The sequence below is a fragment of the Novosphingobium sp. genome, from assembly GCF_965228995.1.
Lineage (GTDB): Bacteria > Pseudomonadota > Alphaproteobacteria > Sphingomonadales > Sphingomonadaceae > Novosphingobium.
Map to the genome: position 1 here is coordinate 2,745,005 of NZ_OZ245852.1, position 12,803 is coordinate 2,757,807.

Genomic DNA, 12,803 nt, shown 5'->3' on the forward strand with positions numbered 1-12,803 from the left:
CTAAAGCCCCCTCACCCGAGCAGTCGTTCGTTGACGACCTTGCCGCCCTGCGTAAGGCGGATGGCATTGCCGATTTCCTCGTCGAGCACGGGTTTGCCTTGCTCCTTGTCCCAGAAGGCGGACAGGAAATTGAACAAATTGCGCGAGAACAGTGCCGAGGCGTCCGCCGCGAGGTGTGTCGCGGTGTTGGAATAGCCGACGATCTTGACGCCGTGCTTTTCCACTACCTGATCCGCTACCGATCCTTCGACGTTACCGCCTGCCGAGACGGCGAGATCGAAGATCACCGAGCCGGGCTTCATCGTGGCGATCTGCGCATCGGTGATGAGGCGCGGTGCCGGACGGCCCGGGATCAGCGCGGTGGTGATCACGATGTCCTGCTTGGCGATGTGGCTGGAAACCAGTTCGGCCTGCGCTGCCTGGTATTCGGGGCTCATTTCGGTGGCATAGCCGCCTGCGCCCTCGCCCTCGATCCCGGCGACGTTCTCGACGAAGATCGGCTTGGCGCCGAGCGACTGGATCTGTTCCTTGGTTGCCGAACGCACGTCCGTTGCGGAAACCTGGCCGCCGAGACGGCGCGCCGTGGCGATCGCCTGAAGGCCGGCAACGCCGACACCCATGACGAAGACCTTGGCGGCAGAAACAGTGCCAGCAGCAGTCATCATCATCGGGAAGGCGCGGCCATAAAGGTCCGCCGCCACGATCACCGCCTTGTACCCCGAAAGGTTCGACTGCGAGGAGAGGATGTCCATCGACTGAGCGCGCGTGATGCGCGGCATGAACTCCATCGCCAGCGCCTCAAGCCCCGCCGCGGCATAAGCATCGACCCGGCCGCGCTGCCCGAAGGGATCGAGCGATGCGACCACCCAGGCACCGGGCTTGGCCCCGCCGAGCACATCGACCTCAGGCCCCTGCACGCCGAGCACGATATCCGCGCCAGCTGCCGCGCCGCTCTCGACGATTTCTGCCCCCGCCGCGCGGAAGGCATCATCGCTGATCGAAGCGGTGACGCCTGCCCCGGCCTCCACGCGAACGGCTGCACCGAGCCCGATGAATTTCTTCACCGTCTCAGGCGTTGCCGCTACGCGGTTCTCTCCGCTGGCCCGCTCGCGCAGAACCGCGATCGTTGTTGTCGCCCCCATTCGCGGCTCAGGCGATCAGATATACGACGAAGAGCACGATCACCGCGATCACCGGCGTGGCGACCTTGATCATGCCGACGAAGCCCTCGTACGTGGCCGTCGCTGCCTTCATGTTGTTCCCGGCATTGTTGCTGGCGCCCATGACAAACCCTTCCTCATTGCGAATTAAACGACCGATTGACCGCATGCTCTAGCGGCGGCGTTCCCCCGGCTCAAGCGGAACTGGCGCCATCGCACTTAATCTGGTCTTTACCCAAATGGCCTAGACCCGGGCACTATGCAAAAGGACCGGGAAAGCCATGGCAGAGCCCACTGATCGGCTGCTCATGCTGATAGACGACGAACCAGCGCAGTGCCGCCTTATCTCGGCGCTCGCGGCGCGCGAAGGTTGGCGCACCATCATCGCGCGCGATTCCGAGACGGCGATTGCCACGCTCGGCACGCGCCAGGGCATGCAGCTCGATGCAATCATTCTGGATCAATGGGTTCCGGGTGACAGTGCGTGCACGCTGATTGCCGAACTCAAGGCGCGCCGACCGGCGCTTCCCATCCTGATGATCACGACCAGCGCTTCGCCGCTGCTCGCGGTCGAGGCTATGCGCGCAGGCGCTTCGGATTACCTCATCAAGCCTGTCGCGCCCGATCGGCTGCTTCAGGCGCTGCGCACTGCAACGCGGCGCGAGGAATCGCCTGACGAACTGCAACCGCTCACCGAGAAGTTCACCGGCACGCTCGATTTCGATTCGATGATCGGTGCCGCGCCCAGCTTCCGCGCCGCGCTTGCCGTGGCCGCAAAGGCCGCGCGCACGCAGAACACCGTCCTGATCGAGGGCGAAAGCGGCACCGGCAAGGAAATGCTGGTGCGCGCGATGCATGCTGCGAGCCCGCGCGCCAAGGCGCCCCTGCGGATCGTCAACGCTGGCGGGATTCCGGCAAACCAGATCGAATCAGTGCTGTTCGGCCACGAGAAGGGCGCCTTCCCCGGCGCGTTCGAACGCCACGTAGGCGCGCTGCAGCATGCCGACGGCGGCACGCTGGTGATCGACGAGATCGACCGTCTGTGCCTTTCGGCGCAGGTCCGTCTCGCCCAGTTCCTGCAGCGCGGCGATATCCAGCCCATCGGCGCGCGCCATAGCTTCCGGCTCGATGTGCGGGTGATCGTTTGCAGCAATGCAGCCCTGAGCGATCTGGTCGAAGCCGAGCTGTTCGATCTCAGCCTGCTCGAGGCGCTGAGCGGCGTCCACGTGCACCTGCCCGCCTTGCGTGAGCGTGCCGGCGATATTCCCGCCCTTGCCCGCCATTTCCTGACCCGCATCGGCGAACAACCTGGCCTGCGCCCACTTGGCATCACCGACGGCGCGCTGTCCCTGCTCGCCGCCTATGACTGGCCAGGCAATGTGCGCCAGCTGCAGGCCACGCTGTTTCGTGCCGCGGTGTTCTGCGACGGCGAAGCCCTCACCGCGCAGGACTTCCCCAACCTTTCGAACATGGTCGGCGAAGCTCCGCGTGCAGCCCCCTCGAGCACCGAAGGCGCGGGCGTGATGCTCTATGCGTCGGACGGCAACCTCCGCCCGCTCGAAGATATCGAGGCCGATGTCATCCGCCTTGCCATCGGGCATTATCGGGGACGCATGACCGAAGTTGCACGGCGGCTCGGGATCGGACGCTCGACGCTGTATCGCAAACTGACCGAACTCGGGATCGACAACGTCGCTTGATGTGGCGACCGCTTGCCGGTTAGCCTGCCGCCATGGCAAGCGATCTCGATTTCTCCGGCAAGACGGTCCTCATTACGGGTGCAGCGTCAGGCATCGGCGCGGCTTGCGCGCGGTGGCTCGATGCGCGTGGAGCCGCCGAGATCGTGCTGGTCGATCTCGACCGGCCCGGGCTCGACCGCCTCGATCTGTCCTGCAGGACGCGCCCCTTCGGTGGCAGCGTGAGCGACCCGGCACTGTGGAACCTGCTCTCGCGCGAGATTGGCAGGCTTGACCATGCGGTGATCAATGCGGGTGTTTCCGGCGCCGGCAAGGCCATCACCGATCTCGATATCACCGATTGGCGCGCGACGATGGCGGTCAATCTCGATGGTGCGTTCCTCAGCCTGCGCTGCGCGATGCGCAACATGATGCGCCCGGCGCCTGACGGGAACCGTGGTGGCAGCGTCGTCCTGGTGGGTTCGGTTGCGGGCATCAAGGGCACGGCGCCGGTCGACTACGGCGCATCCAAGGCCGCAGTGCTGCACATGGCGCGCATAGCTGCGCGTGAAGGCGCGCCGCATGGCATTCGCGTCAACGCCATTGCACCGGGCGGAGTCGATACGCCGATCTGGGATTCGGTCGAGATGGTGCAGCAGGCCATCAAGTCACTCGGCAGCCGCGAAGCTCCGATCGCCGAGATCGGTCGCGCTGGTTCTCCACTGGGCCGCATGGCGAGCGCGGAGGAGATCGCCGCGCAAATCGGCTTCCTCCTCTCCAATTTGGCAGCGCCCATCACCGGCTCGGTGCTGGTAAGCGATGGTGGATATTCCATTTAACGCCCGGACAACTCGGGGGAGAGAGCGCATGATGGCCGGGCAGAAGCTGTTGGAAGGCATCCGCATTGTTGACCTGACCAGCGTGGTGTTCGGTCCCTATGCCACAGAGACTCTGGCAGACCTCGGCGCGGATGTGATCAAGGTCGAAGTGCCGGGGGGCGATATCTTCCGCCATGCCGGTAAGCCCGCTGCCACGCCCGGCATGGGACCCTGCACGCTCAATCTCAACAAGGGCAAGCGCAGCCTCGCGCTCGATCTCAAGAGCGAGGAAGGCAAGGCCGCGCTCGCTGCGCAGCTGACGCAAGCAGACGTGTTCATCCACAACGTGCGCGGCAAGGCCATCGAACGGCTGGGCTTCGGCTATGAGGCAGTGAAGGCGCTGAAGCCCGACATCATCTACGTCCATTGCACAGGCTTCGGCTCGGGCGGACCATACGGCGATCTGCAGGCCTATGACGATGTGATCCAGGCCGCGACCGGGACCACCAATCTGCTCGGCCGGGTCGATGGCAACCCGGTCCCGCGCTTTCTCCCTTCATTGGTGGCAGACAAGGTTGCAGGCCTCCACGGCGCGTGGGCGGTCATGGCTGCGGTGATCCACAAGCTGCGGTTCGGCGAAGGGCAATTCGTCGAAGTCCCGATGTTCGAGACGTTCACGCATTTCATGATGCAGGAGCATCTCTACGGTCAGACACTGGTGCCGCCCAAGGAACCCGCCGGCTATCCGCGCCAGCTCGATCCGTTCCGCCAGCCCTTCCCGGCCAAGGATGGCTATGTGGTGATCGTGCCCTACACACCCGATGCCATCGATACGGTGATCGAACTGCTCGAAGCGCCGGAACTTGCCGCAGACCCGCGCTTCATCGACTACCCCTCGCGCATGCGCAACATCAGTGCATTCTACGAGGAAATGGCCAAGCGCACGCCCAAGCTGACCATGGCCGAATGGGCCGCCAAAATGGCCGAGCACCAGATCCCCGCCATGCCGGTGCGCGATCACGATGATGTGACCAGCGACCCGCACCTCATGGCGGTCGATTTCTTCCAGCAGCGCACGCACCCGACCGAGGGCGAATACCTCAAGATGAGGAGCCCGGTGACCTTTTCGGTAGGCAGTTTCGAAGTGAAGCCCGCCCCGCGGATCGGCGAGGACAACGAGGCGCTTGGCGCGCCGCCGCTACCCGTCAGGCGCCGAGCTGACTGAAGTCCGTCAGCGCCGAATCGCGCAGGCCGCGCCAGACGCGCAGCGCTTGCACCGTCTCGGCCACATCGTGGACACGCACCATCTGCATGCCTGCCTCGAAGCCCTTTGCGGCAAGCAGGAGCGAGCCGCCAAGCCGCTGGTGCGCGGGCGCTTCGGCTGACAGCGCGCCGATCATGCGCTTGCGGCTTGCCCCCAGCAGCAGCGGCTGGCCGAGCGCATGGAACAGCGGAAGCGCATTGATCAGCGCGAGGTTTTCGGCAAGCGACTTGCCGAAGCCGATGCCGGGATCGAGCAGGATCCTGTCACGTGCGATCCCGCCCGCCAACGCCGCGTCGCGCCGTTCGCGCAAGGCATCGAACACATCGAGCACCACATCGGCATAATGGCCGTCGGCATGGAGGTCCTTCTCGCCGCCGGGCGCGTGCATCAAGACCACCGGCGCGCCGCTCGCCGCGACGACTTCCAGCGAGCGAGGATCATGGCGCAGCGCAGACACGTCGTTGACGATGTGCGCGCCCGCTGCGAGCGCTTCGGCAATCACGGTCGAGCGGCGGCTGTCGATGGAGATTGCTGCCCCGCTCGCGGCGAGCCTGGCGATGACCGGGACGACGCGCTTGACCTCGTCCCCCTCCCACACGGCGGGAGCGCCGGGACGGGTGGATTCGCCGCCAACGTCGATGATCGCCGCGCCCGCTTCGAGCATGGCCGCCGCATGTTCGAGCGCGGCCTCCGGCTTGTCGAGGAACTTGCCGCCATCGGAAAAGCTGTCTGGCGTCACATTGAGGATGCCCATGACCTGCGGCTGATCGAGCCGCAGCGTGCGTGCGCCGCAGGAAAGCGGTCCGTGCTGCGCCTTGAGATTGGCCCATTGCGCCGCGGCTTCGACGGCGAGCGCGTCAGGCAGTGCGCCCAGCACAGCGCCGGCTTCGTCTGCGGCAAAGCGGCGGCGCGAGATGACCTTCTCACCCTCGCGCACGATCAGGGCAAAGCGCGAGGCATAGACAAGCCCGCCGGCCAGCCGGATCACCCCGCCCTCTTCGCTCTGCGGGCTTTCGGCCACGGCAATCGGGCGGATATAGAGCTTCTGCGCCATGGCGGCGTCCTAGCGCGTCCTGCGGCGCGCGGCGAGACGCATCGCGCGCAGGATCATGGCACTGGTCCAGTGCGCATGGCAGCGCAGCACCAGCGGATCGGGCATCAAGCCCAGCAGCGGCAGCATGTCAGTCTTCAACCGCGAGCAGATAGAGCTGGCGAAGCGCGTCGAGCGGCTTAACTTCGCCCTCGTGCTCGATGTGCCAGAACGTCCAGCCATTGCAGGCCGGCGCACCCTGCACTGCCGAGCCGACACCGTGGATCGAACCGGACGCCGCGCCCGACAGGATCGAGCCATCGGCGCGCACGCTCGCCGTCCAGCGGCGCTTGCGATCGAAGATTTCCGCGCCCGGCGCGATCATGCCGCTTTCGATGAGCTGACCGAAGGCGACCCGCGGTGCGCTACGCTTGCTCATCATCGTGGTGAGCGCGCTTTCATCGAGCGGGAGCGCGGCGGCAATGCGTTGCTCTGCCACAGCGATGTAGTCTTCCTGACGCTCGCAGCCGATCCATTCGCGGCCCAGACGGCGGGCCACTGCGCCGGTCGTGCCGGTGCCGAAGAAGGGATCGAGCACGACATCGCCGGGCTTGGTTGTCGCCAGCATCACGCGGTAGAGCAGCGCTTCGGGCTTCTGCGTCGGGTGCGCCTTCACGCCGTCCTTGCGGATCCGCTCCGGGCCTCCGCAGATGGGCAGTACCCAGTCAGACCGCATCTGAAGCTCGTCGTTCAAGGTCTTCATCGCGCGGTAGTTGAAGGTGTACTTCGCCTTCTCGCTGCGCGAGGCCCAGATCAGCGTCTCATGCGCATTGGTGAAGCGGGTGCCCTTGAAGTTGGGCATCGGATTGGCCTTGCGCCACACGATGTCGTTGAGGATCCAGAAGCCCAGATCCTGCAGCAGCGCACCGACGCGGAAGATGTTGTGATAGGACCCGATCACCCAGATCGCGCCATCGGGCTTCAGCACGCGGCGCGCTTCGGTGAGCCATTCGCGGGTGAACGTGTCATAGCGCTCGAAGCTGTCGAACTTGTCCCAATCGTCGGTAACGGCATCGACATGGCTGCCATCGGGCCGCGCGAGATCGCCGCCCAGCTGGAGGTTGTAGGGCGGATCGGCGAAGACGAGATCGATCGAGGCTGTGGGCAGTTCACGCATACGCTCGATGCAATCGCCGCGCAGGATCTGCCCGAGCGGGAGCGCCAGCTTGCTCACCGCAGCCGCCGCACTGCTGCGCAGCGCGCGCGCCGTTCCCTTGGCCAGACGTTCCTTTGCCAGAGCCACCATTACCGTCTTGTCCCCTGCTGATACGCAGTGACAGGTGAATCATCCCGGACTCGCCGTCAAGCCGCGACTCGCCGGATTTCGGCGAGTCGCAGGGTCTGAAGCAATGAGAACGGAACGAGTCCGTATCTATATCTGGAGGCCGCAGATACCGGCGCATGCCATATATGGTGGGTGTGACCGCACGGATTCACTGCAAAAAAGTTTTCGCGCCGCTCAGCCGATCACGGCAGCAACCGGGGCGAAGCTGCGCCGGTGGTGCGGGCTCGCCCCGTGGAGGCGCAGCGCCGCGAGATGTTCGGCCGTGCCGTAGCCGGCGTTGCGCTCCCAACCGTAGTGCGGAAACTCGGCTGCCGCCGCGCGCATCAGTCGGTCGCGGTGCTCCTTGGCAAGGATCGAGGCGGCCGAGATACATGGCTCGCTTGCATCACCCCGGACGATGGCGCGGGCGGGCCAGACCCATTCGTCGCATCGTTTCGCCGGGGTCATGTTGCCATCGACCAGCACCACGCCGATGCCGCCCTGCCCGAGCTGAGCCGCAAGCGTGGCAACGGCGCGGGTCATTGCCAGCATGGTAGCTGCAAAGATGTTGAGCCGGTCGATCTCCTCCACTTCGGCGATGCCGAGCGCCCAGTGGCAATTCACCTGGATCGCGGGTTCGAGCACGGCGCGGCGCTTGGCGCTCAGAGCCTTTGAATCGGCCAGCCCTGCAGGCGGCTGCACTCCCAGCACGACAGCGGCCGCCACCACCGGCCCGGCGAGCGGCCCGCGCCCCGCTTCGTCCACGCCCACGACCAGCCCGGATGAGAGCGCCAATCCGCTTCCGCCGCTGACAGCCGCCCCGTTCACTGGCATGGTGTCGAACATGAAACGATCATTTCCTTCCAGCCTGGCCTCGGCCGCCCTCTTCTCCGAAAACAGGGGCAAGCTCAAGTTCGCCCACTCAGATGCCGGGAGCCACGACCTTGGTGTTTGACCCCTCGCGCGTGGATTGCTGGATCTTCGACCTCGATTACACGCTCTATCCTCCGGCCTGCGGCCTCTTCGGCCAGATCGACCAGCGCATGGGCCAGTTCATCGCCAATTTGCTCGGCTGCGATGCCGCCGAAGCGCGGCGGGTGCAGAAGATGTATTTCCACGATCACGGCACGACGCTCGCGGGGTTGATGCACTATCATGCGATCGACCCGCGCGAGTTCCTCGATTTCGTGCACGATGTGGATATGTCCGTCCTGGCGCAGGCGCCGCGCCTTGCCGAGCGGATCATGGCGCTGCCGGGGCGGCGGCTGATCTTCACCAATGGTGACCAGCCTTATGCCGACAAGGTGCTGGCCGCGCTGGGCCTTGCAGACTGCTTCGAAGGCATGTGGGACGTCATCGCGATGAACTACAAGCCCAAGCCCGAGCCCTCTGCCTATCATGGACTGATCGAAGCGTTCGGCTTCGATCCGGCGCGGGCTGTGTTCGTCGAGGATTCAGCGCGCAACCTGCCCCCCGCCAAGGCACTGGGCATACAGACCGTCTGGCTCGACTGCGCCAGCGAATGGGGTGACCGCGCGAAGGACGATGCCGCGATCGATCTCGTGATCGACGATCTGCCGCAATGGCTCGATTCGCTTGCCCGCGAGCGTGCGCTCGGTTAGTCCGCGCGCTCTGATTTGCCGGGGAGCCCCAATCATGACCGCAGACCTGCAGTCCGCCATCGAAGCCGCGTGGGAAGACCGCGCCAACGTGACCCCCGCTAGCGCCGCCGTGCGCGAGGTGGTCGATGCCGCGCTCGAACTGCTCGATGCTGGCAAGGTCCGCGTGGCCGAGAAAGTGGACGGGGAATGGACCGTCAACCAGTGGCTCAAGAAGGCCGTGCTGCTCTCGTTCCGCCTCAACGACAACGTCGTGATCGAACAGGGTTCGGGCGGCGCACCGGCTTACGACAAGGTGCCCTCCAAGTTTGCCGGATGGGGCGAGAACCGCTTCCGTGAAGCAGGCTTCCGCGTGGTGCCAGGCGCAGTGGCGCGGCGGGGCGCGCATATCGCCCGGGGCGTGGTCCTGATGCCAAGCTTCGTGAACATCGGCGCCCATGTCGATGAAGGCACGATGGTCGATACCTGGGCGACTGTCGGCTCCTGCGCGCAGATCGGCAAGAACGTGCATATCTCCGGCGGCGCCGGGATCGGCGGCGTGCTCGAGCCGCTGCAGGCGGGGCCAGTGATCATCGAGGACGGCGCCTTCATCGGTGCGCGCTCCGAAGTAGCGGAAGGCGTGATCGTCGGCGAAGGCGCGGTGCTTTCGATGGGCGTCTACCTTGGCGCTTCAACCAAGATCGTCGACCGCGCGACGGGCGAGGTCCACATGGGCCGCGTGCCGCCCTATGCGGTGGTCGTCCCCGGCGCGATGCCGGGCAAGCCTCTGCCCGATGGCACGCCCGGCCCCTCGCTCTATTGCGCCGTGATCGTGAAGACCGTTGATGCGCAGACCCGGAGCAAGACCGGAATCAACGAACTCCTGCGCGACTGAGCGGGTGGCGCGAACCGTCATTCGGTGGATCCTGGCGCTGCTTTATGCGCTGGCCGGGATCCTGCACGTGATGGCACCGCGCCCGTTCCTGGGCATCATGCCCACCTGGGTGCCCGCGCCCGAACTGGTCGTGCTGCTTACGGGCCTCGCCGAGATCGCGGGCGCGGCCGGCTTGTTGCAGCCATGGTCTCCGGCGCTGCGGCGGGCGGCCGGATGGGGCCTTGCGGCCTATGCCGTCTGCGTGTTCCCGGCGAACATCGTCCATTTCATTCGCGACATGGCCCGGCCCGATCACGGGCTTGGCCTTGGCTACCACGTGCCGCGGATGTTTCTTCAGCCAGTCCTCGTGTGGCTGGCGCTTTGGGTTTCGGGCGTCCTGCCCTTCAGGGCAAGGAGCGCGCAATGACCGATGATGACTACGTATACGACGAGGAGAGCGGTGAATGGCTGCCCGCCTCGGAACTTGCCGCAAAGCGCGCGGCGGAAGGCACTGTCGAAGTGCGCGACGCAGTGGGGAACCTCCTGGCCGATGGCGATCAGGTTACGCTGATCAAGGATCTCGAGGTCAAGGGCGCGGGCCAGACGCTGAAGCGCGGGACGCTGATCAAATCGATCCGCCTGACCGGCGACGCACAGGAGATCGACTGCCGCTTCGACGGGATCAAGGGACTCGTCCTGCGTGCCGAGTTCGTCAAGAAGCGCTGATTATCAAGGCAATGGGGCGGCCTGGGTGAGCACGAATGTGCCATCGAGCCGGTGCCACACAGTCGCCTTCCAGCGCGAACCGTCAGCAAGGCGCAGCACCAGATGTATATTGGTGCCGGCCACGACCTGCGTTTCGGCGGAGACGATATCGGCAAGTCCGCCGTGTCCCGGTGGCATCTGTCCGGCGGCAAAGTGCGCTGCAGCGTTGATTTGCTCGTTCCCGGGATCGGCGGACTGCCAGCCTCCGACAATCTGCGGCACCGGCACAGGGGCAGCGGCCTTAGGAGCGCAGGCCGCCAGCGCCGCAAAGGCCGCGAGGGAAAGCCAGTTGCGCGTTTTGCAACTGGATCGGCATTCATTACATTTGCAGGCCATTGTGCAGTGCACCATGTACGGCTCAACCAAAACATAGGGGTGCTCGAAGGCAATTTCTTCCGGTTTCAAAGGAGATATTGCCATGTTTCTCAAATCCTTCCAGATCGCTGCCGCCGCTGCTCTGATCGCTGCCCCTGCCCTCGCCCACGCTGACGAGACGGCCGCCAAGTTCACCCATCAGGGTGTTACCTATACCTACACCACGCAAGTCGCGAATGGCGAGCGCGTGATCCGCGGCACTGCTTTCGACGGCAAGGCACCCTTCGAGCTGCACGTGCGCGGCCGTTATGTGACCGGCACGTTCAACAGCCAGTCGGTGGAATTCACGCAGGCCGAAGCCAAGGCGCTGGGTATCCAGGTCGCCACGAACTAAACCCTGCGGGGTAGCCTGGCTACCCTGAACGGCAGAGCCCCCTCGCAACGCCGGCCCGGCGCTTCGAGGGGGCTTTTTCGTGGACGGCTCCCGCACCCGGTCCGGGATTGCTGGCCAAGCTCGGGCCAAAGGCCTAGGGCTGATCTCCGGCCATACCGTCCGGACGGAGAGCGAATATGGCCAAAGGCCAGAAGAAATCGAACCGCGAAGCGCGCAAGCCCAAGGCGGAAGGCCCCAAGAAGCTCAACGCTTCCAATCCCAGCCAGAAGGTGGGCGTTGTGGCAGGGCTCGACAACATGAAGAAGAGCACCTGACCGATCACGCCTGTCGCGTGCCTCGGAGCTGTGGCATGGGCCGGCGATGAACGAGCCTCCCGCCCCCATTCGCATTCTCGTTGATGGCGATGCCTGCCCGGTCAAGGACGAGATCTACAAAGTCGCGTGGCGGCATGAAATCGCGGTCGTGGTGGTGAGCAATGCACCCTTCCGCGTGCCGGTGCATCCGTTGGTGCGCCGCGTGGTGGTGAGCGATGGTTTCGATGCGGCGGACGACTGGATCGCCGGGGAAGCCGGCCCGCGCTGCGTGGTCGTGACCGCCGATATCCTGCTGGCAGACCGCTGCCTCAAGGCGGGCGCACACGTGCTTTCGTCCACCGGCAAGCCCTTTACCACGAGTTCGATCGGCGGTCAGATCGCCACCCGCGCGATCATGGCAGACTTGCGCGCGGGCGGAGACGTGATCGGCGGGCCGGCGCCGTTTTCCAAGGCCGACCGCTCGCGGTTTCTTGGCGCGTTGGACGAGGCGCTGGTGCGGCTGAAGCGGGTCTGATCAGCCCGTACGCACGTGCTGGCGGAACCAGTCGGCGAGGTCTTCTTCGGTGAGTTCACCGGCGGCGAGGGTCTGCACCGTGGTCACTGCATCTTCCGGTCGGAACGCGAGTTCGACGCTGTTGAGCAGCAGGAACGCGCGGGCGAGCACCCAGGCGGTGCGTTTGTTGCCATCTGTGAAGGGATGGTTGCGGGCGACGCCGAAGGCATAAGCGGCAGCAAGCGCGCAAAGATCGTCCTCGCCATATTCCCAGCGATTTCGCGGGCGCGCGAGCGCCGATTCCATCGCGCCGGGATCGCGCACGCCAGTCGGCCCGCCATGTTCGGCGAGCTGCCGATCATGGATTGCGAGCGCAAGGCGGGCGTCAAGCCAGACGGGTTCAAGACGGAGGGTCATGATTTGCGGCGGGCGTTACTGCGCGAGGATGCGCAGAATATCGCGGTCTTCGCGCATCACGCGTTCGGCAGCAGCCATCTTCTCGGCAAAATCGGGATCGGCCGCAGTGATGCGAATGCCATCGGGCGCTTCGGTGACATAGAGCGTATCGCCCATACCAACGCGCAGACGGGTGAGCAGGTCTTTGGGCAGGACGATGCCGGCGGAGTTGCCGATCTTGGTGATCTTGAGAGTGGTGTTCATACAGGAGTTATAACACACCTGATGGCGATTTGCAACCTGAGGTCATTGCGTAGTGCCGCGGGCGGTCCCTTACGTTTCCCGGAAGCCGTTACCCCTCCGACCTGCCTGCGGCAGGCCA

At 65.2% G+C, this 12,803-nt stretch carries 18 protein-coding genes; 10 read left to right on the plus strand and 8 right to left on the minus strand.

Annotated features, from left to right (window positions below):
• Positions 1 to 11: 11 nt before the first annotated feature.
• Both ACO056_RS12505 and ACO056_RS12510 read right to left on the minus strand, forming a co-directional pair.
• Complete coding sequence (locus ACO056_RS12505) at positions 12 to 1,142, minus strand: NAD(P) transhydrogenase subunit alpha (protein WP_421847187.1); 1,131 nt, start codon at positions 1,140 to 1,142, stop codon at positions 12 to 14.
• A 7-nt stretch (positions 1,143 to 1,149) separates the two neighbouring features.
• Positions 1,150 to 1,284: an aa3-type cytochrome c oxidase subunit IV gene (locus tag ACO056_RS12510; protein WP_421847189.1), complete on the minus strand. Its 135-nt coding sequence runs from the start codon at positions 1,282 to 1,284 to the stop codon at positions 1,150 to 1,152.
• Between the two features lie 157 nt (positions 1,285 to 1,441).
• Between ACO056_RS12510 and ACO056_RS12515 the strand changes: the two genes are divergently transcribed.
• From ACO056_RS12515 to ACO056_RS12525, 3 genes are read left to right on the plus strand one after another with little or no spacing between them, the layout of a single operon-like run.
• A complete protein-coding gene (locus tag ACO056_RS12515) occupies positions 1,442 to 2,860 on the plus strand; it encodes a sigma-54-dependent transcriptional regulator (RefSeq protein ID WP_421847191.1) in 1,419 nt (472 codons plus the stop codon).
• A gap of 32 nt (positions 2,861 to 2,892) precedes the next feature.
• Positions 2,893 to 3,675 carry an SDR family NAD(P)-dependent oxidoreductase gene (locus ACO056_RS12520; RefSeq protein WP_421847194.1) on the plus strand — a complete coding sequence of 261 codons (783 nt, stop codon included), beginning with the start codon at positions 2,893 to 2,895 and terminating at the stop codon, positions 3,673 to 3,675.
• Positions 3,676 to 3,703: 28 nt separating this feature from the next.
• Positions 3,704 to 4,879 (plus strand): CaiB/BaiF CoA transferase family protein, encoded by a 1,176-nt coding sequence (locus ACO056_RS12525; protein WP_421847196.1) that lies wholly within the window; start codon positions 3,704 to 3,706, stop codon positions 4,877 to 4,879.
• Here the strand turns inward: ACO056_RS12525 and folP are convergent.
• The 3 genes from folP to ACO056_RS12540 all read right to left on the minus strand — a co-directional run bounded on the left by folP (position 4,860) and on the right by ACO056_RS12540 (position 8,106).
• Positions 4,860 to 5,972: a dihydropteroate synthase gene (gene folP, locus ACO056_RS12530; RefSeq protein WP_421847198.1), complete on the minus strand. Its 1,113-nt coding sequence runs from the start codon at positions 5,970 to 5,972 to the stop codon at positions 4,860 to 4,862. The genes ACO056_RS12525 and folP overlap by 20 nt on opposite strands.
• A gap of 127 nt (positions 5,973 to 6,099) precedes the next feature.
• Positions 6,100 to 7,254, minus strand: a complete 1,155-nt coding sequence (locus ACO056_RS12535; RefSeq protein WP_421847200.1) for a site-specific DNA-methyltransferase — start codon at positions 7,252 to 7,254, stop codon at positions 6,100 to 6,102.
• Positions 7,255 to 7,467: 213 nt separating this feature from the next.
• Positions 7,468 to 8,106 (minus strand): ribonuclease HII, encoded by a 639-nt coding sequence (locus tag ACO056_RS12540; protein WP_421855480.1) that lies wholly within the window; start codon positions 8,104 to 8,106, stop codon positions 7,468 to 7,470.
• 110 nt (positions 8,107 to 8,216) lie between these two features.
• Between ACO056_RS12540 and ACO056_RS12545 the strand changes: the two genes are divergently transcribed.
• The 4 genes from ACO056_RS12545 to ACO056_RS12560 are packed head-to-tail and all read left to right on the plus strand — an operon-like array spanning position 8,217 to position 10,470.
• Complete coding sequence (locus tag ACO056_RS12545; protein WP_421847202.1) at positions 8,217 to 8,894, plus strand: pyrimidine 5'-nucleotidase; 678 nt, start codon at positions 8,217 to 8,219, stop codon at positions 8,892 to 8,894.
• A 34-nt stretch (positions 8,895 to 8,928) separates the two neighbouring features.
• Positions 8,929 to 9,765, plus strand: a complete 837-nt coding sequence (dapD, locus tag ACO056_RS12550; RefSeq protein WP_421847204.1) for a 2,3,4,5-tetrahydropyridine-2,6-dicarboxylate N-succinyltransferase — start codon at positions 8,929 to 8,931, stop codon at positions 9,763 to 9,765.
• Positions 9,716 to 10,171, plus strand: coding sequence for a DoxX family protein (locus ACO056_RS12555; RefSeq protein ID WP_421847206.1), 456 nt, complete (start codon positions 9,716 to 9,718; stop codon positions 10,169 to 10,171). The genes dapD and ACO056_RS12555 overlap by 50 nt, the downstream gene beginning before the upstream one ends.
• The gene (locus tag ACO056_RS12560; protein ID WP_421847208.1) at positions 10,168 to 10,470 is read left to right on the plus strand and encodes an alkylphosphonate utilization protein; all 303 of its coding nucleotides are present in this window, start codon (positions 10,168 to 10,170) and stop codon (positions 10,468 to 10,470) included. Before ACO056_RS12555 ends, ACO056_RS12560 begins: the two co-directional genes overlap by 4 nt.
• 3 nt (positions 10,471 to 10,473) lie before the next feature.
• On the opposite strand, the gene ACO056_RS12565 is transcribed toward ACO056_RS12560, so the two are convergent.
• Positions 10,474 to 10,914, minus strand: a complete 441-nt coding sequence (locus tag ACO056_RS12565; RefSeq protein WP_421847210.1) for a hypothetical protein — start codon at positions 10,912 to 10,914, stop codon at positions 10,474 to 10,476.
• A gap of 13 nt (positions 10,915 to 10,927) precedes the next feature.
• Between ACO056_RS12565 and ACO056_RS12570 the strand changes: the two genes are divergently transcribed.
• The 3 genes from ACO056_RS12570 to ACO056_RS12580 all read left to right on the plus strand — a co-directional run bounded on the left by ACO056_RS12570 (position 10,928) and on the right by ACO056_RS12580 (position 12,046).
• Positions 10,928 to 11,218: a hypothetical protein gene (locus ACO056_RS12570; RefSeq protein ID WP_421847212.1), complete on the plus strand. Its 291-nt coding sequence runs from the start codon at positions 10,928 to 10,930 to the stop codon at positions 11,216 to 11,218.
• 176 nt (positions 11,219 to 11,394) lie between these two features.
• Positions 11,395 to 11,532: a hypothetical protein gene (locus ACO056_RS12575; protein ID WP_421847214.1), complete on the plus strand. Its 138-nt coding sequence runs from the start codon at positions 11,395 to 11,397 to the stop codon at positions 11,530 to 11,532.
• A 46-nt stretch (positions 11,533 to 11,578) separates the two neighbouring features.
• On the plus strand, positions 11,579 to 12,046 hold the full coding sequence (locus ACO056_RS12580; protein ID WP_421847216.1) for a YaiI/YqxD family protein: 468 nt from the start codon (positions 11,579 to 11,581) through the stop codon (positions 12,044 to 12,046).
• Here the strand turns inward: ACO056_RS12580 and ACO056_RS12585 are convergent, their stop codons facing one another.
• Both ACO056_RS12585 and ACO056_RS12590 read right to left on the minus strand, forming a co-directional pair.
• Positions 12,047 to 12,442 carry a type II toxin-antitoxin system death-on-curing family toxin gene (locus tag ACO056_RS12585; RefSeq protein ID WP_421847218.1) on the minus strand — a complete coding sequence of 132 codons (396 nt, stop codon included), beginning with the start codon at positions 12,440 to 12,442 and terminating at the stop codon, positions 12,047 to 12,049.
• A gap of 15 nt (positions 12,443 to 12,457) precedes the next feature.
• Entirely contained in the window at positions 12,458 to 12,685 is a 228-nt protein-coding gene (locus tag ACO056_RS12590; protein ID WP_421847220.1) for an AbrB/MazE/SpoVT family DNA-binding domain-containing protein, read from the minus strand.
• Positions 12,686 to 12,803: the final 118 nt, after the last annotated feature.